At 63.6% G+C, this 20,459-nt stretch carries 16 protein-coding genes; 4 read left to right on the plus strand and 12 right to left on the minus strand.

Annotated features, from left to right (window positions below):
- Positions 1 to 131: 131 nt before the first annotated feature.
- Positions 132 to 1,286, minus strand: a complete 1,155-nt coding sequence (gene hpnH, locus QX034_RS23865; RefSeq protein WP_315706187.1) for an adenosyl-hopene transferase HpnH — start codon at positions 1,284 to 1,286, stop codon at positions 132 to 134.
- A 34-nt stretch (positions 1,287 to 1,320) separates the two neighbouring features.
- A complete protein-coding gene (gene ispH, locus QX034_RS23870) occupies positions 1,321 to 2,247 on the minus strand; it encodes a 4-hydroxy-3-methylbut-2-enyl diphosphate reductase (protein WP_315706350.1) in 927 nt (308 codons plus the stop codon).
- Positions 2,248 to 2,707: 460 nt separating this feature from the next.
- On the opposite strand from ispH, the gene QX034_RS23875 reads away from it, so the two are divergent.
- Positions 2,708 to 5,299 (plus strand): MMPL family transporter, encoded by a 2,592-nt coding sequence (locus QX034_RS23875; RefSeq protein WP_315706186.1) that lies wholly within the window; start codon positions 2,708 to 2,710, stop codon positions 5,297 to 5,299.
- A gap of 75 nt (positions 5,300 to 5,374) precedes the next feature.
- Here QX034_RS23875 and QX034_RS23880 read toward each other — a convergent pair whose 3' ends face one another.
- Entirely contained in the window at positions 5,375 to 5,980 is a 606-nt protein-coding gene (locus QX034_RS23880; protein ID WP_315706185.1) for a DUF2147 domain-containing protein, read from the minus strand.
- A 101-nt stretch (positions 5,981 to 6,081) separates the two neighbouring features.
- On the opposite strand from QX034_RS23880, the gene hpnO reads away from it, so the two are divergent.
- Positions 6,082 to 7,473: an aminobacteriohopanetriol synthase HpnO gene (gene hpnO, locus QX034_RS23885; protein WP_315706184.1), complete on the plus strand. Its 1,392-nt coding sequence runs from the start codon at positions 6,082 to 6,084 to the stop codon at positions 7,471 to 7,473.
- 179 nt (positions 7,474 to 7,652) lie between these two features.
- Here the strand turns inward: hpnO and QX034_RS23890 are convergent, their stop codons facing one another.
- From QX034_RS23890 to QX034_RS23905, 4 genes are all read right to left on the minus strand, one after another.
- Entirely contained in the window at positions 7,653 to 8,417 is a 765-nt protein-coding gene (locus QX034_RS23890; RefSeq protein WP_315706183.1) for an anti-sigma factor, read from the minus strand.
- The gene (locus QX034_RS23895; protein WP_315706182.1) at positions 8,414 to 8,968 is read right to left on the minus strand and encodes a sigma-70 family RNA polymerase sigma factor; all 555 of its coding nucleotides are present in this window, start codon (positions 8,966 to 8,968) and stop codon (positions 8,414 to 8,416) included. Before QX034_RS23895 ends, QX034_RS23890 begins: the two co-directional genes overlap by 4 nt.
- Positions 8,969 to 9,059: 91 nt before the next feature.
- Complete coding sequence (locus tag QX034_RS23900) at positions 9,060 to 9,392, minus strand: cupredoxin family copper-binding protein (protein ID WP_315706181.1); 333 nt, start codon at positions 9,390 to 9,392, stop codon at positions 9,060 to 9,062.
- An 11-nt stretch (positions 9,393 to 9,403) separates the two neighbouring features.
- A complete protein-coding gene (locus QX034_RS23905; RefSeq protein ID WP_315706180.1) occupies positions 9,404 to 10,348 on the minus strand; it encodes a metallophosphoesterase family protein in 945 nt (314 codons plus the stop codon).
- Positions 10,349 to 10,852: 504 nt separating this feature from the next.
- Between QX034_RS23905 and QX034_RS23910 the strand changes: the two genes are divergently transcribed.
- On the plus strand, positions 10,853 to 12,589 hold the full coding sequence (locus QX034_RS23910) for an adenylate/guanylate cyclase domain-containing protein (RefSeq protein ID WP_315706179.1): 1,737 nt from the start codon (positions 10,853 to 10,855) through the stop codon (positions 12,587 to 12,589).
- Between the two features lie 65 nt (positions 12,590 to 12,654).
- On the opposite strand, the gene QX034_RS23915 is transcribed toward QX034_RS23910, so the two are convergent.
- A complete protein-coding gene (locus tag QX034_RS23915) occupies positions 12,655 to 13,611 on the minus strand; it encodes an IS110 family transposase (protein WP_315701447.1) in 957 nt (318 codons plus the stop codon).
- A gap of 252 nt (positions 13,612 to 13,863) precedes the next feature.
- A complete protein-coding gene (locus QX034_RS23920) occupies positions 13,864 to 15,483 on the minus strand; it encodes a GMC family oxidoreductase (protein ID WP_315706178.1) in 1,620 nt (539 codons plus the stop codon).
- Positions 15,484 to 15,653: 170 nt separating this feature from the next.
- On the opposite strand from QX034_RS23920, the gene QX034_RS23925 reads away from it, so the two are divergent.
- Entirely contained in the window at positions 15,654 to 16,823 is a 1,170-nt protein-coding gene (locus tag QX034_RS23925) for a M20 aminoacylase family protein (RefSeq protein ID WP_315706177.1), read from the plus strand.
- A gap of 101 nt (positions 16,824 to 16,924) precedes the next feature.
- Here the strand turns inward: QX034_RS23925 and QX034_RS23930 are convergent, their stop codons facing one another.
- The 3 genes from QX034_RS23930 to QX034_RS23940 form a co-directional block, all read right to left on the minus strand.
- Complete coding sequence (locus tag QX034_RS23930) at positions 16,925 to 17,164, minus strand: hypothetical protein (protein ID WP_315706176.1); 240 nt, start codon at positions 17,162 to 17,164, stop codon at positions 16,925 to 16,927.
- Positions 17,165 to 17,537: 373 nt separating this feature from the next.
- Complete coding sequence (locus QX034_RS23935) at positions 17,538 to 19,040, minus strand: UdgX family uracil-DNA binding protein (RefSeq protein WP_315706175.1); 1,503 nt, start codon at positions 19,038 to 19,040, stop codon at positions 17,538 to 17,540.
- Positions 19,041 to 19,146: 106 nt separating this feature from the next.
- Positions 19,147 to 20,385 (minus strand): putative DNA modification/repair radical SAM protein, encoded by a 1,239-nt coding sequence (locus QX034_RS23940; RefSeq protein ID WP_315706174.1) that lies wholly within the window; start codon positions 20,383 to 20,385, stop codon positions 19,147 to 19,149.
- Between the last annotated feature and the right edge of the window lie 74 nt (positions 20,386 to 20,459).

A 20,459-nucleotide genomic window follows, 5' to 3' on the forward strand; every position in this document is an offset into this window, starting at 1 on the left:
GACGCATTGATGGGGGCGGGCTGAGTTGGCGCGACGGATTTCTGCTGGCACACGAAAAAAGCCGCCGGTTTGCCGAGATCGTCTCGGCAAACCGGCGGCCCGTGTGGCTCGCGGACCGTTGCGTCGTGGCTTTAGGCCGCCGTCGATGCCTTTTTCGGCTGCTGCGCTTCCAGCGCTTCGTCGCGGCGGATCTCGGACAGGCGCTTCTGCACCTCGGCCGAGAACACGTACTGCGCCGGGCGCTGCTTGGAGAGGTCGATCTCCGGTGCCATCGGGCCCGTGGTCTTGATGCCGCGCAGGCTGACCCACATCGCCTTCAGCGGGTTGGTCAGCGCGGCGTTGGCTGCCGTCGCCTCGTAACCGCAATGGGCCATGCAGTCGGCGCACTTCTCGTACTTGCCGGTGCCGTAGGAATCCCAATCGGTGGTTTCCATCAGCTCCTTGAAGGTCTTCGTATAGCCCTCGCCGAGCAGATAGCAGGGCTTCTGCCAGCCAAAGATGTTGCGGGCCGGCATGCCCCAGGGCGTGCACTCGAATTCCTGATTGCCGGCCAGGAAGTCCAGGAACAGGCCGGAGTGCATGAAATTCCACTTCTTGCCCTTGCCGCGCGCGAACACGTCGCGGAACAGCTGCTTGGTCTTGGTGCGGTTCAGGAAGTGCTCCTGGTCCGGCGCGCGCTCGTAGGCATAGCCGGGCGACATGGTGACGCCGACGCCGAGCTCGGTGGTGAAGTCGAGGAACTTGGCGATCTCCTCGGCCGGATGACCGTCGAAGACAGTGGCGTTGACGTTGACGGTGAAGCCGCGCGCCTTCGCCGCCTTGATCGCGGACACCGCGCGATCGAACACGCCCTTCTGCGACACCGCCTTGTCGTGGTGGTCGCGCAGACCGTCGAGATGCACCGAGAAGAAGAGGTAGGGCGAGGGCTCGAACAGGTCGAGCTTCTTCTCCAGGAGCAGGGCGTTGGTGCACAGCGAGACGAACTTCTTGCGCGCCACCAGGCCGCGCACGATCTCGCCGATCTCCTTGTGGATCAGGGGTTCGCCGCCGGGGATCGCCACCATCGGCGCGCCGCATTCGTCGGCGGCGTCCCAGCACTCCTGCGCCGTCATGCGACGGTTCAGGATCGCATCCGGATAATCGATCTTGCCGCAGCCGGCACAGGCGAGGTTGCAGCGGAAGAGGGGCTCCAACATCAAGACCAGCGGGTAGCGTTTGCGGCCGAGAAGCTTCTGCTTCATCAGATAGGCCCCGATGCGCAGTTCCTTATGGAAGGGGATTGCCATTGCGTGTCTTCTTTCTGGACCAAACGGATTGCGATTAGCCCGCGACCAGCTCGGCCGGCAGGCGGAATTCGATGTTTTCTTCCCGTCCCGGGAGCACGGAGACCTCGACCGGTCCGATGCGCCGCAGGGCTTCGATGACGTCGTCGACAAGAACTTCCGGCGCCGAGGCGCCGGCAGTGATGCCGACGGCCTTGGCCTCCTTCAGCCATTCAGGATTGAGCTCGCTCCCGTCTGCGATCAGATAACTCGCGACCCCGGCCTCGGTACCGATCTCGCGCAGCCTGTTCGAGTTGGAGCTGTTGGTGGCGCCGACCACCAAGATCACATCCACCAGCTTAGATAGGTCCCTTACCGCAGATTGGCGGTTCTGTGTCGCATAGCAGATATCCCGGATATCCGGACCTTGAATGTCTGTAAAGCGGGCCTGGAGGGCGGCGATGATATCCTTGGTATCATCGACGCTGAGTGTGGTCTGGGTGATATAGGCCATTGGCGTATCGGCCGGCATCGGCAATTCCGCCACCTCTGCCTCATTCTGGACCAGGTGGACCGGGCCGGGAACCTGGCCCATGGTGCCCTCGACCTCGGGATGCCCGGCGTGGCCGATCAGGACCAGGGTCCGGCCTTTGGACATGTAACGCTTGCCCTGGTTGTGGACCTTGGTTACGAGCGGACAAGTTGCATTGAGCACCGGCAGGCCCCGGACGGCTGCTTCCTCTTCCACCGAGCGGGCCACGCCATGGGCGCTGAACACGGTCACCGCCAGCGGCGGCACTTCGGAGAGGTCCTCGACGAAGATGGCGCCCTTGTTCTTCAGGTTTTCGACGACGTATTTGTTGTGCACGATCTCATGGCGCACATAGACGGGCGGCCCGTATTTCTCCAGCGCGCGCTCCACGATCTCGATCGCGCGCACGACTCCTGCACAAAAACCGCGTGGTTGCGCGAGATAGACCTGCATCGGACGTCCGTTACCCACGTTGCCTCACTGTCATCCGTCACCCCGCGGCCGGATCAACGCTTGACGGGGTGCAATATCCACACCAGCGATGTGCCCCGGTTTAGGCCAGTTTCCGGCCGTTCAAGCGCAATGGAGGCGCAGGGCTTTGTGTCAAAATTTCCGGGAAGAGGGAAGTCTGTTTGCAAATGGCTCGCATGTGACTGGAAATACACAGTCGGATCAATTGTGGTATTTTAATAAGGATGAATAATATAAGTAATTACAACATATTATAATCTCACCCGTTCGTCACTTTACCGCCGAAGAGCGCCGCTATATCAGCCGCCCCGGGCAGGGCCGTCCGTGTGTGATCCAGCCCGCCTTCCGCAGCAGAACATCATCCTGTTGGGCTAGCCCGGACGATGGAACTCCGATAGGCAGCGGACGTTTCAGCCGAGCTCAAATATGAGAAAGTCAAGAAGTGCTCACAACTATTGTTGTCTCGATCGTCAGGGCCAGTACCCGGTTTGCATGGCCGACCTTGATTGTGGGACTCCTCCTTGCGGTGGGCGCCGGGTTTTATACGGCGCATCATTTCGTCATCAATACTGACATCAATACGCTGATTTCCCCCAATCTGGACTGGCGTCAGCGCGATCAGCAATACGAGCAGGCCTTCGATCGCGATCGCTCCATCCTTGCCGTGGTGGAAGCGCCGACACCGGAGCTGACCGGCGTTGCGGCCAACGCGCTGGTGGAGAAACTCAAGGGCGATACCACGCATTTCTCCTCGGTCGAGCCGCTCGGCACCGGCGAGTTCTTCGCCAAGAACGGCCTGTTGTTCCTGCCGACCGACGAGGTCAAGCAGTTGACCGAGCAGTTCACATCGGCTGCGCCGCTGCTCGAGATCATGGCGGGCGACCCTTCGATTCGCGGGCTGACCGGCGCGCTGGAGACCGGCCTTGCCGGCGTCAAGCGCGGCCAGGTCAAGCTCGACAGCACGGCGCGGCCGTTCGACTACATTTCGGAGACCGTCGAGACCGTGCTGAACACGGGTGACGCCACGTTCTCCTGGCGTCAGCTGATCAGCGACAAGCCGCTTCAGGACAGCGACAAGCGCGCCTTCATCCAGTTCAAGCCGATCCTCGACTACCAGGCCCTGGAGCCTGGCAAAGCGGCCACCGATGCCATCCGCCAGGCGGCGGCCGAGCTCGACTTTGCCGGCAAGTACAAGGCGCGAGTGCGCCTGACCGGGCCGGTCCCGATTGCGAACGAGGAATATGCCACCGTGCAGGAAGGCGCGGTCACCAACGGCATCGGCACCGTCGTGGTGGTGCTGGTCATTCTCTGGCTGGCGCTGCACTCGGCCAAGATCATCTCGGCCGTGTTCGTCAACTTGTTCATCGGCCTGTCGCTCACCACCGCGGTCGGGCTGATGATGGTCGGTTCGCTCAATCTGTTGTCGGTGGCGTTTGCGGTGCTGTTCATCGGGCTGGGCGTCGATTTCGGCATCCAGTTCAGCGTGCGCTACCGCTCCGAGCGCTACAAGAACGACAATCTGCCGGAGGCGCTGGCGGAAGCCGCGCGCCGTTCGGCGGTGCCGCTGTCGCTCGCGGCGATGGCGACTGCGGCCGGCTTTCTGTGCTTCCTGCCGACCGACTACAAGGGCATTTCCGAGCTCGGCGAGATCGCCGGCGCCGGCATGCTGATCGCTTTCATCTCCTCGATCACGGTGCTGCCGGCGTTCTTGAAGATCCTCAATCCGCCCGGCGAAATGGAGCCGGTGGGCTACGCGTTTCTCGCGCCGTTGGACCGCTTTCTGGAGAAGCACCGCGTGCCGATCATCGTCGGCACGCTGGGCATCGTGATCGCAGGCCTGCCGCTGCTCTACTACATGAAGTTCGACTTCAACCCGATGAACCTGCGCAACCCGAAGGCGGAATCGATCGCGACCTATCTCGATCTGCGCAAGGACCCCAACACCGGTGCCAATGCGATCGACGTGCTGACGCGCTCGGAGGCGGAGGCCAAGGCGATCGAAGACAAGCTGTCAAAGCTGCCGGAAGTGGCGCGTGTGACCTCGCTCGACACCTTCGTGCCTGCAGACCAGCCCACCAAGCTGAAGCTGATCGCACAGGGGGCGAAGGTCTTGGGGCCGGCGATCAATCCGGATCAGATCGACGCTCCGCCGACCGACCAGGAAAATGTCGAGGCGCTCAACTCGACGGTCGCCAATCTGCGCCGGACGGCGGGCGAGGATAAGGGACCGGGTGCGGTGGCCTCGCGACGGCTGGCCGACGCGCTGGCCAAGCTTGCATCCTCCAATGAAACGGTGCGCAATAAGGCGCAGGCGGTGTTCGTCGAGCCGCTCCGCATCGTGCTGGAGCAGCTGAACATGGCGCTGCAGGCCCAGCCCGTCAGCCTCAGCAACCTGCCGCACGAACTGGTCTCGCAATGGAAGAGCAAGGATGGCCTGATCCGGGTGGAAGCGGAGCCGAAGGGCGATCCGAACGATAACGACAATCTGCGCCGCTTCGCCAATGCGGTGTTGGCGGCGGAGCCGATGGCGATCGGCGGGCCGGTGTCGATTCTCAAATCCGGCGACACCATCGTAAAGGCGTTCATCCACGCCGGCATCTATGCGCTGGTCGTGATCAGCCTGCTCTTATGGGCGACGCTGCGGCGCCTGACCGATGTGCTCATGACCATCGTGCCGCTGTTGGTGGCGGGGGCTGTCACGCTCGAGATCTGCGTGCTGATCAAGCTCCCGCTCAACTTCGCCAACATCGTTGCTTTGCCGCTGCTGCTCGGCATCGGCGTGGCGTTCAAGATCTATTATGTCGTGGCCTGGCGGTCAGGCAGGACCAACCTGCTGCAGACCAGCCTCACGCGCGCGATCTTCTTCAGCGCGCTGACGACGGCGACGGCGTTCGGCAGCCTGTGGCTGTCGAGCCATCCGGGGACGTCCAGCATGGGCAAGCTGCTGGCGCTGTCGCTGGTGACCACGCTGGCTGCCGTGCTGCTCTTCCAGCCGGCGCTGATGGGCAAGCCGCGCGTGATCAAAGAAAATTAGCGCCGAAGAGCTAACCAAAAAAATGAAAGCGGTCGAGGATCTCGGCCGCTTCCACCTCTTGAGCATCGGCCCGTCTTAGTGGGTGTGCTCGATTTCCGGAAGCAGACAGATATCGCCGATCTGATCGCCCGGTTTTTTGGCTGCCGTCGTCGCCGCGCCAGTGGTTTTCGGCGCCGGAGCGATCGGTTTCTGCGTACCTTTGGCCATGCTGTTGACCGGGCTCGACGGGATCGGCGGACCGACGCGCGTCCAGGTTTCGCCGCCGCACAGGAAGCCGAGCACACATCCCTGGATTTCAAGGTGGTCTTGATCAGTCGGGGTGATTGTAGAGCTGTAGAGCTGGCCGTCCTTGGCGTTGTAGACTTGGCCTTCCCACTGATCCGTGCCTGCCTTTTTCTTCATGTCGATCAGAATCGACATGCCCAGCGTCGGCCGGCTCTGCTTGGCCGGATCGGGGTTGTGGGTATCGCGGCCACCGGGTGTCTTTTCCCAGGCCACCACGCCCCACATGCTGCCATTACATTGTGCGACTCGGATGTTAGCGACGCCATCTGCCACTCGCCAGTCTCCGGTCGGATCGGCGGCCAAAGCGGGCGACAGAAAGGAAGAAAATCCTACTGCGAACAGCACACCAGAACATGATATGACTGTGCGCATGAGAGATTTGGGGCGATGCAACATTGGCTGAAACCCGTGCTTGCTTTGATGGTGCGAATGGGGGCAAAACGCCGCATTGCGCGTTTTCAGTTGACGAAGCGTCCATCAACCGAAGTATGTAGCCGATGCTAAAATCCAATCTAGACGTTTCCGAGATGTTTGTGGAGCGCCAAGCGCAGCGCAGTTCCATGCATTCTCGGCATCTGAACGAGCAGTTGGTCCGCGTTCTCAAAACGATCGGATACGATGTCGGTTTCAAAAGAGGGCAGGGGCAGTACCTCTACGACCGCGAGGACGTCCGTTATCTCGATCTTTTGAGTGGATTTGGCGTTTTCGCAATCGGCCGCAATCACCCGACGCTCCGTGATGCGCTCAAGAGCGTGCTCGACAGCGACCTGCCGAACCTGGTGCAACTCGACGTTTCGACCTTGGCCGGCGTGCTCGCCGAGCGCCTGCTCGAACATGTGCCATACCTGGACAAGGTGTTCTTTGCCAATTCCGGCGCCGAGACGGTGGAAGCGGCGATCAAGATCGCGCGTGGCGCGACTGGCCGCCCCGGGATCGTCTATTGCAGCCATTCCTATCACGGTCTGACCTATGGCGCGCTGTCGCTGACGGACGATTCGAACTTCCGCGCGGGTTTTGAGCCGTTGCTGCCGGGCTGCACCGCGATCCCTTTCAACGATCTCGCAGCACTCGAGCAGGCGCTGTCGTCACGCGAGATCGCGGCCTTCATCGTGGAGCCGATCCAGGGCAAGGGCGTCAATATGCCCACCGACGAGTTCCTGCCCGGGGCTGCGGCGCTCTGCAAAAAATACGGCACGATCTTCATCGCCGACGAGATCCAGACCGGCATGGGCCGCACCGGCCGGTTCCTTGCCGTGGAACACTGGAATGTCGAGCCCGATATGGTGCTGCTGTCCAAGGCGCTGTCGGGCGGGCACGTCCCGGTCGGCGCGCTGCTGACGCGCAAGGCGATCTTCGACAAGATCTTCAACCGCATGGATCGCGCCCTCGTGCATGGCTCGACCTTCGCGAAGAACGACCTCGCGATGGCCGCGGGTATCGCCACACTGGAAGTGCTGAAGGCCGAGAAACTGATCGAAGCCGCCGCCAAGCGCGGCGCCGAGCTCCGTCTGGCACTGACCCGCATGGTGCCGGGTTATGAGCTGCTCAAAGAGGTGCGCGGCAAGGGCCTGATGATCGGCGTCGAGTTCGGACCGCCGAAATCGCTGCGGTTGAAGGCGTCCTGGAACGTGCTGGAAAGCGCCAACAAGGGGCTGTTCGTGCAGCTGATCACGGTGCCGCTGTTCAAGGATCACAAGATCCTGACTCAGGTTGCCGGTCACGGTCTGCACACGGTAAAGTTGTTGCCGCCACTCACCATCACCGAAGAGGATTGCGCCTGGATCGAGCGCGCCTTCGACGACGTGATCGCCCAAAGCCACAAGGTGCCCGGCGCGATCTGGTCGCTGGGCAAGACCCTGGTCGACAACGCCATCCGCAAATCGGCGTGAGGCGGATTTGATCGTAGGGTGGGCAAAAGCGCGAAGCGCTGTGCCCACCGCAGAGTCTCCTGAAACGGCGCTGTAACGTAACGGTGGGCACGCTTCGCTTTGCCCACCCTACGAATATGACCAGGATGACTTCGCCCTTGGGATGCGGCGGAGAAGCGATTTTGCTTACCCTGCGTTTTTCACCCCTCCTTATTCCCCCGCATCGCGGTCTCGAATTTCTCGCCGAACTCGTTGAGCTCGTCGGCGCCGATGTCGCTGATCGCCCAGAATTTCAGCCCGCGCTCGCCCCAGCGGCGGATGTTGAAGCCCTGAATGGTATCCATCTTCGCGGCGTGTTGCGCGGTGTCGGCGGTCTGCGCGACGAACAGGTTGATGATGTGCTGCCGACGGCGATAGATCACGGCCCCGATCGGGCGGGCATCGACATAGTCGAGCCGGCCGCCGATCAGGGTGAAGCCGAGCGCGGTCAGGTCGATCACCGGCGGAGCCACGTCGAGTTTGCCGTTGAACCAGGGCTTGACCGTATGCTGGTCGGTCGACAGCACGTCCGCGAGATGGCCGGCCTGCAGCGAGCGCAGATGGGCCGAGACGATCTCGGCCTCGATGCGCTGCTGACCGTCCTGGCGCAGCACGATGGCGACCAGCCCGGTCGCGGCCAGCGCCGACACCGCGGATCCCAGGGCAAAGCCCTTCAGCACCGAGCGGCGGTTCGGCGGCGTGGCTACCGCCGGCAGCGCATCTTCGATGCGACGGCGCAATTGCGGCGGCGCCTTGAAGCCGAGATCGGCGCGAGCGATGGCCTCCTTCATCTCTCTGATGGCCGCTAACTCGGCCGTGCAGCGTGGGCAGCCGGCGACATGGGTTTCCACCTCGCTGGCGTGGCCGGCGTCGAGCTCGCCGTCGGCGAGGGCATGGATCAGGATGTCGGCCTCCTCGCAGGTCATTCCGAAGACTCCTCTTCCGCGAGCCACGCAGTGCGCAGCATCGCGCGGGCGCGGGCAAGCCGCGACATCACCGTGCCGACCGGCACGCCGGCGCTGTCCGCGATCTCGCGATAGGACAGGTTGTTGATCTCGCGCAGCACGAAGGTCTCACGAAATGGTTCGGCGAGCCGGTCGATCAGCTTGCGGATCGCCGAGGCGTCGCGCTCGCGCAGGACGGTGCCTTCCGGCGTCTCCTGGGCTTCGTGCCAGAGCGGCGGCTTGTCCTCGGCTTCCGGCGCGTCGTCGATCGCCTGGATCTTCGCACTGCTGCGGCGGGTGAATTCAGTGTGGCAGACATTGCGCAGGATCGCAAACAGCCAAGGTTTCATCGCCGGGCCGCGATAGGTGTCGAAATGCTTGAAGGCGCGCAGGTAGCATTCCTGCACGGCATCCTCCGCATCCGTCGGATCGCGCAACAAATAGCGCGCCAGCGTATAGACGTCGTCGAGATAGGGCAGCGCCAGCTCGCGGAAGCGCCGGTTACGCGCGGCATCGTCGGTGTTCAGCGGCATCGTCTGCGGACCGGCTTTTGGGGAAGCGGGAGACGCCTGGCCGGAGGCGAGCCTCCGGCCAGGGAATATGCTGATGCCCTGGTTTGGCGCGCTACTCAACCCTGATCAGCCCGGTCATGTGCGGGTGCAGCGAGCAGAAATATTTGTAGTCGCCGGCCGCGGTGAAAGTGAAGGAGAAGCTGTCGTCGCTGTCCAGCGCCTTGGAGCGGAACTTTCCTGCGGATACCACCGTGTGCGGAATGTCGTCATGGTTGGTCCAGGTCACGGTGTCGCCGAGTTTCACGGTCAGCTCGGGCGGATTGAACGTGAAATTGTCGATCACGACCGCAGCCGTCTGGGCGTTCGCCTTGCGGGTTTCCGATGGCAACAAAATAGCGACCGCGGTGAGACGCACGCCGCGGAGGAGAACATCGCGTCGGTTCATGGGAAGGTCCTTCAGCCCTGCAGCGGCGTGTCGATAATGGCGAGCCGTTCGTCGCCGAGCTTGAAATTGATGCTGGCGATGCCGAGCAGGCTGCGCAGCCTGGCATCCTCCACCTTCATCGGGCCGGGCGAGGGCGCCGTGCCGGGCGCCGGCTGCGGGAAGGCGGTGGAGCGCGCGGTGTGGAAGGTGACGTTGCCTTCGACCTTCTGCATCACTTGGTGAATATGGCCGTTGAGCACGGTGACCGAGCCGAAGCCCTTCAGATAATCGAGCGCCCGCGCGCCGTCCTCGGTGCCCCAGCCCCATTGCGGATAGACGGTCCACAGTGGGATATGCGCGAACACGACGATCGGCGTCGATTTCGAACGGCCCTTCAGATCGCCCTCGAGCCATTCGAGTTGCTCGGCACCGAGATTGCCGAGGCCACCGGCCTTGAGGTCGACGACATTGACGAGACCGATGAAATGAACGCCGCTGGCGTCGAAGGAGTACCAGCCCGCGCCGCGCGTCCCCTTGCCGTAACGTTCCTTGTAGAGCTTGACCTCCTCGTCGAGGAAATCATGCTCGCCCGGCACATAATGCACGTCGAGCCTGGCCTGCGAGATGATGCGGTCGGCGTCGTCGAACTCGGACGCCTTGGACAGATGCGAGATGTCGCCGGTGTGGATCATGAAGGAGGGCTTGACCGGTATCGCGCCGACTTTCTGGATCGCTTCCTCCAGCGTGCCCAGTGCATTCGGATTGGCGGGTTTGTCGAAGCCGACATGGCTGTCGCTGATCTGCAGGAAGGTAAGGGGGGAGGCCTGTTGGGCGGCTTTGGCCGCATCGACCAGTCCAAGCGAGCGCGGCACGCCTCCCGCGATGGTCCAGAGCACGCCGGTACCGGCCCAGGTCATGCATTCCAGCACTTTGCGGCGGTTGACGCCGCTTTCCTCGTCGTGATCGTGATGGCTCATCGCGCTCTCCTTCGGCCCAGCATTGGGCTAGCGGGCGAGGAGATCGGTCGGAGAGCTGCTTTATTCCCGCCCGGCTGCTTTGAGCCGCGGATGACGTGCTTGTGAGGTAACGCGGACCTCAGGTCAAAGGAGGTGGGCCCGCCAGGCACATCTCGTTGACATGCCGATGATGGACGAGGTCTTTTCCCCGATCTTCTCGTCAGTCTGCCGGCCTCCCGCCTGTCGTGCAATTGTCAGCCGATTGTCAGCTCCGTCGGCTAAGCCTCGCGCGTTCGGAGCTCAGTATCGCGTCATGCCGCCCGTGTCGTACGGGCGGCATTGTCGTCTGGTCCAGGCTGCTGCGCTCGTTTGGCGCTGACGGGTCGGTTATCAGGGAAGCCGCGGCGAAGGCACGGTCCCAATCGATCTTCCTTAACGATCAATGAGTTGTTAGCGCTCTTCGATAGTTCGCAAACGGGTTTGCCGCGATAGGATGCGAACCTCGGAATCGGGGGGGCGCTCGTCATGTTTCGCAAATCGATCAGGCAGAAGATCATCGGCATCGCGGCCGGACTGATCGTCCTCGCGGTGATCACGTCCATCCTGTCGATGGTGTTGGCCAGCAGGGTCGGCCATCTGCTCGAAGAGCTGACCGGCAGATACATTCCGGCCTACGGCCATCTGGCGCGGGTGAACATCAAGTCGCTCGAACGTTCGGTTGCGCTGCGTCGCATGATGGGCGCGCGGATGATGGAAGCCGCACCGGACCAGGCCTCCTATGCCGAGCAATTGAAGCGATTCCAGGAGCTCGATGCCGATGTTGCCCGTGAGGCCGCGGCGGCGCGTCAGCTCATCAACGCGATCATCGAGGATCCCAGCACGCCATCGGACAACGCCGCGCTGGGGCGGCTGGACGCCCGGATCGAGGCGACCATGAGCGATCTGCGCCGCCGCGTGAACGAGGACAGTGCGCGGGTGATCGAGCGGCTCGACGCGCATGATTTTCCCGAGGCCGCTCGCATGATGGCGGAAGTCGACCAGTTACGGGACGAGTTCAACGGCCGGATCGACGGCATCCGCGCCGACATGCTGGGCCAGGTCGAAGCCAGCGCCGCCACCGTTGTCAGTGAACAGCGGCACGCGATCGCGATTTCGGCCGCGGTGACGGCGATCGCCTCGGTGCTGGGCTTCGTCTTCGCGATGCTGGTCGGCAGCGGCATCACCCAGCCGGTGATGCGGCTGCTCGAAGGGACGCGGGAGGTCGAAGCCGGCCGGCTCGATCAGCCGATCAGCATCACCACCAGGGACGAGATCGGCCAGCTTTCGGCCGCCTTCAACCGCATGATCGAACGTCTCAGGCAGAATCAGCAGATCAGGGAGACCTTCGGCAGGTATATCGACCCGCGGGTCGCCGAAGGATTGCTCGATCAGCCGGCACTTGCGGCCGCCGACGGCCAGCGCCGCACCATGACCGTGATGTTCTGCGACATGAAAGGGTTCACGACGCTCAGTGAAGGCGTGACGCCGCAAGGCCTCGTCAAGATCATGAACCTGTATCTGTCGACGATGTCGGAGCCGATTCACGCCCATCGCGGCATCATCGACAAATATATCGGCGACGCGATCATGGCCTATTGGGGCCCGCCCTTCGTTGAAGAGGCTGAGCAGGCAAACCTCGCCTGTCTTGCGGCGGTTGACATGGTGGGACGCGTCGCCGGCCTGCGCAAGGCGCTACCCGAGCTGCTCGGCGTGCGTACGATTCCGGCCGAGTGCGACCTTCGGATCGGGATCGCGACCGGTGAGGCCCTGGTCGGCAGCATCGGCTCGGCGTTCATGATGAACTACACGGTCATGGGGGCCACCGTGAATCTGGCCTCGCGCCTGGAAGGTGCCAACAAGCTCTACGGCAGCCGCTGCCTGATCTCGGAGGCGACCGCCGAAGCGGGGGAAGCAGTGATCGAGGTCCGGGAGATCGACAGGATCGTCGTGCTCGGCCAGACCCAACCGCAGACCGTGTTCGAGATCATGGGCGCGAAAGGCGGCCTGACGCCGGAGCAGGAACTGTTGCGCGACCATTACGACGAAGGCCTCGCCGCCTACCGGGCGCAGCGCTGGGATGAGGCGCTCGCCGCTTTTACGGCCGCGCTCGAGGTGGCGCCTGGAGATGGTCCCTCGCTGGCTTTGGTCGCGCGCATCGAAGGCCTGAAGCAAAATCCGCCCGGGTCGGACTGGGACGGGGCCTGGAGGCTGGAGCGGAAATAGGGGGCTGGCGGAGCTTTTTGAGATCGTCATTCCGGGGCACGCGAAGCGTGAACCCGGCGACTGTCTTAGCTGTCAAGCGATTGCTGGGTATATCGGGTGTTGTTTTTGACCATGGTGTTTGCGGTGACCAACAGCTTTCGGGCGATGGCAATGAGGGCGAGCTTGGCGGGCTTGCCCTGTTCTCGCAGGGCTTGGTAGGCGGCTTTCATTCGGGGATTGTGACGGCTGGCGACGAGGGCGGCCATGTAGAGCGCCGTGCGCACGCAAGGGCGGCCGCCCGAGATGGCGGCACGGGGCGGCGCATTGCCGGACTGGCTGACATGCGGCGCGAGGCCGGCCAGGCTGGCGACAGCCTTGCGATCGACGCGGCCAATCTCAGGCAGTTCGGTGATCAGCACAGTGGCCACGCGCTCGCCGATCCCGGGGATCGAGGTGAGGATCTCGAAGCTGCAGGCAAGCTGCGGATCGGCGGCGATCCGGCGGTCGAGTTCGGTCTCGATCTGGCGGCACTGGGTCGTCAGAACAGAGATGGTGGCACGGTGATTGTCCAATAGGAGTGGCTCGGCGGTTTGTTTCAGCCGTGTCTTCTCCATGGCGATCATTTCCGTGAGCTGGCGACGACGTGTGGTGAGGGCCTTGAGCGTCAGCTGCTCGGCGGATGGCAATGGGCGAATGGCGTCGGTCATGGCGAGAGCGAAGCGCGCAATCAGCCGCGCGTCCAGCCTGTCGGTCTTGGCACGGCGCCCTTCAAACTCACGGAATGCCTTGATGCGGCGCGGATTGACGAGACCGACCTCGAACCCGGCCGCGCCGAGAGCGCTGACGAGTTGCCGGGCATAGGGGCCGATCGCCTCCAGCACGACACGGCCGACGCCGGCCTGGGTCAACCGCTCGACCACGGCGGCGACGCCTTCGGCAGCGTTGGCAACCCGGAAAGTCTTGCCCGAGGGAGCAAGGCCGACATCAAGAAAGCGCTGACCGACATCGATGCCGGCCGCGAGCGCAAGAGACTGAGCTGTCATGGGGATCAGACCTGTATGCGAGCTACCGGAAATCGGCGCTCATGCGACTGTTCGATCAGACAAGGCAAGCGGAGACGCCCAAGCCGGGTTACGGTCGCCGAGGCAACCGGGAATCCAACGAGCTGTCTCTACCCGCCGCCACTATGACAGTGACACCCGGTCAGATACAGGAATCCATTTGGCCTTGCAGACGGTGGTGAAATGGATTCCGGGTCCGCCCTGCGGGCGCCCCGGAATGACGATCGAGAGAGACTACTTCGCATCCTCCAAAATCATTGCCGCGGCTTTCTCCGCGATCATCGCGGTCGGCGTGTTGGTGTTGCCCGAGGTGATGGTCGGCATGATCGAGGCGTCTGCGATCCGAAGCCCCGCGATGCCATGGAAGCGCAGACGTTCGTCGACGACGGCCATGGGATCGTCGCGGGTGCCCATCTTGGCCGTGCCCACGGGGTGGAAGATCGTGGTGCCGATATCGCCGGCCGCCTTCGCCAGCGACGCGTCGTCGTCGCCGACGGCAGGGCCGGGGAGGAATTCGACCGGGTTGAAGCGCGCCAGCGTCTTCTGCTTCATCAGCCTGCGCGTGACGCGGATGGCGTCGGCCGCGACCTGGCGGTCTTCTTCGGTCGCCAGATAGTTCGGCGCGATCGACGGCGCCTCATCCAGCTTGGCCGAGCGGATCCGCACGGTGCCCCGCGAGGTCGGACGCAGATTGCAGGCGCTGACCGTGATCGCGGGGAAGCGGTGCAGGGGATCGCCGAACTTGTCGAGCGAGAGCGGCTGCACGTGAAACTGGATATTGGCGCGGTCGCGCGTCGAGTCCGAGCGGGTGAAGATGCCCAGCTGCGATGGCGCCATGGTGAGCGGGCCGCGGCGGCGGAGGGCGTAGTCCAGCCCCATCAGGCCGCGGCGGAATAGCGAGTAATAGGTCTCATTCAGCGTGCGGACGCCCGTGACCTTGTAGATCGCGCGCTGCTGCAGATGGTCCTGCAGGTTGCGCCCGACGCCAGGCTTGTCGAGCGTCACGTCGATCCCCAGCGGGCTGAGCCACTCCGCCGGCCCGATGCCGGAGCGGTGCAGCACCTGGACCGACCCGATCGCGCCGGCGCTGAGGATGACTTCTCCTCGCGTGCGTGCCTCGATCGTCTCGCCGTTCTGGATGAAGCGCACGCCGACCGCGCGTCCGTTCTCGACGATCAGCTGCTCGACCAGCACATGCGTCTCCAGCCGCAAATTGGGACGGCTCAGTGCCGGCTTGAGGAAGCCCCGTGCTGACGACCAGCGCCGCCCGCGCTTCTGGTTGACATGGAAATAGCTGACGCCCTCGTTGTCGCCGGTATTGAAATCAGGAATCCGGCGGATGCCCATCTCCTCCGCGGCGTCGCCGACCGCGTCAAGGACGGCCCAGGACAGGCGCGGAGCCTCGATCCGCCAGCCGCCGCCGGTGCCATGGTGTTCGCTTTCGCCGAGGAAGTGGTCCTCCAGCCGCCGGAATACCGGCAGTACGTCCTGATAGGACCAGCCGGCCAGGCCGAGCTGGCGCCAATGGTCGTAATCGGCCGCCTGGCCGCGCATGGAGATCATCGCATTGATGGCGGAGCAGCCGCCGATCACCTTGCCGCGGGGATAGGCCAGCGAGCGGCCGTTGAGCCCCGGCTCCGGCTCGGTCCGGAACATCCAATCGGAGCGGGGATTGCCGATCGCAAAGAGGTAGCCGACCGGAATATGGAACCAGATCCAGTTGTCGTTGCCGCCGGCTTCCAGGATCAGGACGCGCTTGGTCGGGTCGGCCGAGAGCCGGTTCGCCAGGATGCAGCCGGCCGTGCCGGCGCCCACGACGATATAGTCGAATTGTCCCTCGAGCTGCCTTGGCATCGGCGTCCTTCCCTGGTCTGCTTGCGGCGGTTTTAGTCAGCGGGATGGCCGGGGGACAAGTCCATCTTCATGCGCATGGCCGCATTGCTCGCGGACGTCTATCGGTTGGGCGGTGTGCATCTTGCATGCTACACAGGCCTCAATGCCAACAGGGATCACGAGAATTTCCTATGCCTATCGTCAATCGCGTCGCCGATCTGCAGCCCGATATCCAGGCCTGGAGGCGGGATATCCATTCTCATCCGGAGCTGCTCTACGACGTGCATCGGACCGCGGCGTTCGTGGCCGAGCGGCTGCGCGAATTCGGCTGCGACGAGGTCGCCACGGGCCTCGGCCAGACCGGCGTGGTCGGCGTGATCAAGGGCAGGAAGCCGGGCAACGGTGAGGTGAAGGTGATCGGCTTGCGCGCCGACATGGACGCGCTGCCGATCGAGGAGGCCACCGGCCTGTCTTATGCCTCCAAGACACCCGGCAAGATGCATGCGTGCGGCCATGACGGCCACACCGCGATGCTGCTGGGCGCGGCCCGCTACCTCGCCGAGACCCGCAATTTCGCCGGCGAGGTCGCCGTGATCTTCCAGCCGGCCGAGGAGGGTGGCGGCGGCGCCCATGCCATGATCAAGGATGGCCTGATGGAGCGCTTCAAGATCGACCAGGTCTATGGAATGCACAACGGCCCCGGCATCCCGGTCGGTGCGTTTGCGATCCGGCCGGGTCCGTTGATGGCCGCGACCGACAACATCGACATCACCATCGAAGGCCATGGCGGCCACGCGGCCAAGCCGCACAACTGCATCGATTCGCTTCTGGTCGGCGCGCAGCTGGTCACGGTGTTGCAGCAGATCGTCTCGCGCAATGTCGACCCGCTGGAGTCGGCGGTGGTCTCGATGTGCGAATTCCACGCCGGCAACGCCCGCAATGTCATTCCGCAGACGGCGACTTTGCGCGGCACGGTGCGAACGCTGACGCCGAAGATCCGCGATCTCGTCGAGAAACGCGTGCGCGAGGTGGTTGCGGGCACGGCCCAGATCACCGGCGCCAAGATCAACCTCACCTATACGCGTGGCTACCCGGTGACGGTCAATCATGCCGAGCAGACCGAGATCGCGTTGCGCGCCGCCAAGGAGGTCGCGGGCGAGACCAATGTACATGAGATGCCGCCGATGATGGGCGCGGAAGATTTCTCCTACATGCTGGAGGCGCGGCCCGGTGCCTTCATCTTCATCGGCAATGGCGACTCGGCCGGGCTGCATCACCCCGCCTACAATTTCAACGACGAGGCGATCGTCTACGGCACGTCCTACTTCATCAAGCTCGTGGAGAACACGCTGGCGGCGTGAGCCGGAGCGGTCTCAAGCTCGCCATCACCTTGCGACGTCCCGTCGGCATCGTAGCGGTGCCGATGGGGTCGATCGCTTTGTCGGTCCGAGGAGTCGCGCACTCACGCCGCGTTCTTGATCTTGTCGTCCAGTTCGCCGCGCTCATGATGATGCACCAGCTGCGAGAGCGACTCCTCGTCGATGCGGTGTAGCACGTCTGCGAGCCTGTCCGAGTCGGCGGCTCCCTTCGCAAAGCCGGGGCCGTAGATCGTGCGCAGCGTGCGGATCAGGGTGTTGCCGTGCTTTCTGCTGATTTCGCCATTCTTGTCACGATGGCGGTGATCCAATCCAGGCTGTCTCATCCGTCTCTCTCCGCTGATTCGCTGCTCATGTGAAAAGGCGCCGAGACTCGCACAGTGGCTCCGCGCGGCCGTCGTGCCCGGATGCTGATGACGCGCTTACTCTGGACTGCTCGTGGCAGATCGCACGGCGGAGCTCCCGGCGAACAGCAGGCGAGCTGCATCGAAGCCAGCCTCGCCCGTGTGCCATTCGCCCTGTCCTGCGGTTCGGAATGATCCGACCCCGCGATCCGAGCACCTTGCAGGCCGTTCGGATCTGAACTGGACGATAGTTCGTGCTGGCGGCGGGGTTTTGACCCAACTCAAAGATAAAGACCGAACAGGACACGGGCCGGCGAGCTCATTCCCGGTATTTGGCTACGAAGATTTTCGACGACTACGCTGCCCGAACCGACCGCTTCATCGCATGCGCAGCGATCTGCAGGTCCTCGACGAAGCGCTGATATTCGCGCGCCTTGGCATCCGCGTCGGGCAATCGCAACAAATAGGAGGGATGGACCGTCACCATCGCCTTGACCCCGTCGGGCAGGTCCACCACATGGCCGCGGCTCTTGTTGACCGGAGTGATCTTGCCGAACACGGATTGCGCGGCGGTCGCGCCGAGCGCGACGACGAGGGCTGGGCGGATTGCGGCAAGCTCGCGCTCATACCATTGCCGGCAGGCCTTGATCTCCGGCGTCGTCGGCTTCTGATGCAGGCGGATCTTGCCGCGGGGCACGAATTTGAAATGCTTCACCGCGTTGGTGACATAGACCTTGGTGCGGTCGATACCGGCTTCGTCCAGCGCGCGGTCGAGCATCTGCCCGGCCGGGCCGACGAACGGCTGGCCCGCGAGGTCTTCCTTGTCGCCGGGCTGCTCGCCGACCAGCATGATCGGGGCGTGCGCCGGCCCTTCCCCGAACACGGTCTGGGTGGCGTTCTTCCACAGTGGGCAGGCGCGGCAAGAGGCAGCTTCTTCACGCAACGTCTCAAGAGCGGCGGCATCGGTCTCGTGCGGCTTGGATGCATGAGCCTTAGTTTCGTGAGCCTTAGTTTGAGCTTTGGGCTTGCGGGCCATCACTGTCTCCTCAACCCGTTTCTGCGCTTTGTGCGCTTCGGTGCCGGGCTCGGCGATCATCGCGCTCGCCCGCTGGGCGGCGGTTTCGATCAGCGGCTTGATCAGGGAGGCTTCGGGCAGGTTGTGCCAATATCGCTTCGGCATCTCCTTCTCCATCGCCTTCACTTTCAGCCGTGCAGGATTGAAAATGCTCGCATAATAGCGCCGCCAGACCTCCTCGAGCCGATCTTCAGACGGCGCCTCAGCTTTGCTCACGCCGGGCGTGAAGCTGACTCGGCTGCCGTCCCAATGCGCGCAGAGGTCGGGGGTGAGGATAGACCAGGGCATGTCGGCGAAGCGGCGGGCGAAGAAGGGGGCGGCGAGTTCGACGATGTGGTGCTCCGGCTCGAACCAGGCGACGTAACGCGTCTCGCGTTCCCGGCCGATCTCGCGGAAGCGGACGAAGGCGTGCATCTTGTGCTCGTCGCGGCGCACCGCCCGCGCTATCGCATTGACCTGGGCGACATCGGGATCGGTCGCGATGGTCATGAGGTCGTGATTGGCGCGCAAGCGCCACAACAGCCGATAGAGCAGGCCGAAGCGATTGGGATCGCGATGCAGGATGGCGGATTGCGCCAATTCGACGAATGACGCCGGCACCGAGAACGTGCCCTCCGGGACCTCCGGCAGCGTCGTCTCGGCCTGATCGTCGAACAGGTCAGCCGTCGCGCCTCGCACGCGCCAGGTCACCTCCGCCGGCTTGACGTCGTTCGTCGCCAACGCCCGCGCCGCCTTGCGCCAGCCGTCGAAGTCGGTGTTGCTGTCGAGGGTGACGATGTGCATCTGTCTCCTCCCGTCATTCGAGGAGCCGAAGGCGACGAAGCAATCCAGAATCGTTGTCTGGCTCCTGGATTGCTTCGGGGCTTCGTCCCTCGCAATGACGGCTCGGTTAGAATCCAAATCCCAATTGCTGCGGCTTCGGCTGAAGCCTCGTCCGCAGCCCGGCGGCATCAAGCAGCCCGCGAGACGGACGATGGTCTGAGAGAACGATGAACGGCAGCGCCTTGTTCCGGGCCACGTGCAGTCGGGTGAGGTCGGCGAGCCGGATCGAGGTCGCGCGGCGCATGGTGAGAATGCGCTCGACCGTGCGGGTGCCGAAGCCCGGCACGCGCAACAGCTCCTCGCGGCTCGCCGTGTTGATGTCGAGCGGAAAGCGGTCGCGGTGGCGCAGCGCCCAGGCGAGCTTGGGGTCGATGTCGAGCGGCAGCATGCCTTCGCCTTCGTCGACGATTTCCTCGGCGTCGAAGCCGTAGAAGCGCATCAGCCAGTCGGCCTGGTAGAGCCGGTGCTCGCGCGCGAGGGGCGGCGCCTGCAACGGCAGCGCGCGGCTGGCATCCGGGATCGGACTGAAGGCGGAATAGTAGACACGCCTCAGCTTGTAGGCGCCGTAGAGATTGGCCGAGGTCGCCAGGATGGTGCGGTCGTTAGCGCTGTCGGCGCCGACGATCATCTGCGTGCTCTGGCCTGCGGGCGCAAAGCGCGGCGGCCGGGCCTTGCGGATCGCCTTTTTGGCTTCATCCGCTTCGTCGAGCTTGAGCCGGAGCCGCCCCATGGTGCGGCGGATCGCGCGCTGGTTCTTTTCCGGTGCGAGTTTGGCGAGGCTCGTCTCCAGCGGCATCTCGATATTGATGCTGAGCCTGTCGGCATATTTGCCGGCTTCCGCGATCAGCGCTTCGTCCGCTTCGGGAATCGTCTTCAGATGGATGTAGCCGCGGAAACGATGCTCCTCGCGCAATTTGCGCGCGACCGACACCACTTGCTCCATCGTGTAGTCGGGGCTGCGGATGATGCCGGAGGAGAGGAACAGGCCCTCGATGTAGTTGCGGCGATAGAAGTCGATGGTGAGCTTGACGATCTCATCCACCGTGAAGCGTGCGCGAGGGACGTTGGAGGAAGCGCGATTGACGCAATAGAGGCAATCGTAATTGCAGGCATTGGTAAGAAGGATCTTGAGCAGCGAGATGCAGCGGCCGTCGGGCGCATAGGAATGACAGATGCCCATGCCGGGCGCGGTCGAGCCGAGACCCTTGCCGTCGCTGGAATCCCGCATCTCGGTACCGCTGGAGGCGCAGGAGGCATCGTATTTGGCGGCATCGGCCAGGATCTCCAGTTTGCGTAGCAGCTCCATCGGCCTGAATCCCTTTGATTCCGTTGCGTGAATCTCGTCCGGGTCAATCCCGATTGACTCATCGCAAGGCGTTA

The sequence above is a fragment of the Bradyrhizobium sp. SZCCHNR3119 genome, assembly GCF_032487775.1.
Classification (GTDB): domain Bacteria; phylum Pseudomonadota; class Alphaproteobacteria; order Rhizobiales; family Xanthobacteraceae; genus Bradyrhizobium.